A 1,411-nucleotide genomic window follows, 5' to 3' on the forward strand; every position below is an offset into this window, starting at 1 on the left:
CCTGCCGCCAGACTCGCATTCAGATCCGTCATCGGTGCTTCCGCATGTACCAGATTCTGATGACAGTCTATACACGTCGCTCCTTCCGTCTTCATCTTCTCATGGGCTGCCTGCGCATCCGCTCCAGGTGGATTCGGATCCCTATGACAGTCCCGACACGTAACACTGTCCCATTTCTTTAAGTTCATCCGCGCATCGTGCGCCATAATCAACCGACGCTCATTAAACTTCTCCAGCGTCGAGTAATCATTCATCAATTCCAAATAAAGCTCTCTTGCACCATCGACCGCATGTGTATACAACGCTAAATGAAAGTTCTTGAATCCTTGCGGTATATGGCAGTCCTTACACCCAGGATTGGCACCTAATGCTCCATAGTGGGTCGATTCCTTGAGTTCCGTCTGCGTATAGGTCATCGAGTGACAGCTAGTACAGAATTCTTCAGTGGATAACGCCGCTTCTCCTCCAAATACCACCGCTACCAGCAATATCCCTAATAACCCGCCTGTCAGTAGTGTTCCTATCGCACCTTTCTGTAAGCCGCTCATCAGTCTTTCCCTTTGCCTTTTTTATCGTCTGATTTCTCGCCTTCTTTTGCACTCGCCTGGAATTCATCGTGATACTTGAATTTCGGCTCTCCTACAAACGCGCCGTCAAGCTTGTAATGCTCGTGCATCGCCTTTACATCCTTCACCATCTTGTCAAAATCAAATGTGTATTTCGCGTCCACTTCCGGTGTAAATGGCGTATAAGGAGCTTTTGCACCTTTCCATGGCGAGCCTTCGTAGTTCAAATGACAGGCGCTGCATGCCTCTTCAAATTGAAAGTCTTGACCTTTGTCTGCCAATACCTTGCGTTGCGTGGTTGTTCCCCTCTTCTCAAAAGCTTCTCCGCCCTTGCGATGGTCACCGCGATAGGCGCGGCCAGGTCCGTGGCAGGATTCACAACCCACTGCCGCCAGATTTTTCTTCGGTGCTTCTACCGTATAGCCACCTTTCTGACCCCAACCATCAACGTGACAGCCCACACAGTCCTTGTCTTGCGTGTAGTCTTTATCCGGATCTAAATTAGCTTTAATCTTGGCTTCTTTGCGTGCGCCAGGCTTTAGTGAGTCCATCGCTTTGCCATGCGCAGTGTCGCGCCATGATTTCGCCTGCGATTTGTGGCAGGAGCTGCATTTCTTGCGTCCCTCATAAGTTTCTGATGCTGCCAGTACCGTGCCCGAGAAAAATGCAGTCATCGCCAGCATTGCCAATATATGGGTTATTAGGTGCTTCATCCTCTTCCTCCTTTATACTTTTTTTAATTCAAATTAGATGGATTCGTATTGTACGCTATCATCGTTTTGTGTAAATGATTATGTGCCCGCTTTGAAAGTTTTTGTTGTTCTCGCTCTTTTCTTTTTATTTTA

2 protein-coding genes are annotated in these 1,411 nt (G+C 47.9%); both read right to left on the minus strand.

The genetic code is table 11. The features are described 5' to 3' along the window. Positions 1-548: NapC/NirT family cytochrome c (locus C7H79_RS17130; protein WP_106708429.1), on the minus strand; the 548-nt coding region annotated here is incomplete at its 3' end. Next, positions 548-1,279, minus strand: coding sequence for a cytochrome c-550 CycA (gene cycA, locus C7H79_RS17135; protein ID WP_106708430.1), 732 nt, complete (start codon positions 1,277-1,279; stop codon positions 548-550). The genes cycA and C7H79_RS17130, both read right to left, overlap by 1 nt. Positions 1,280-1,411 lie beyond the last annotated feature (132 nt).

Origin of the sequence: Nitrosomonas supralitoralis, assembly GCF_003011925.2 — a bacterium.
Taxonomy (GTDB): Bacteria; Pseudomonadota; Gammaproteobacteria; order Burkholderiales; family Nitrosomonadaceae; genus Nitrosomonas; species Nitrosomonas supralitoralis.

Excerpts from the sequence above, each read along its gene's own strand:
- cycA (WP_106708430.1), bottom strand. The coding sequence starts at position 1,279 with ATGAAGCACCTAATAACCCATATATTGGCAATGCTGGCGATGACTGCA.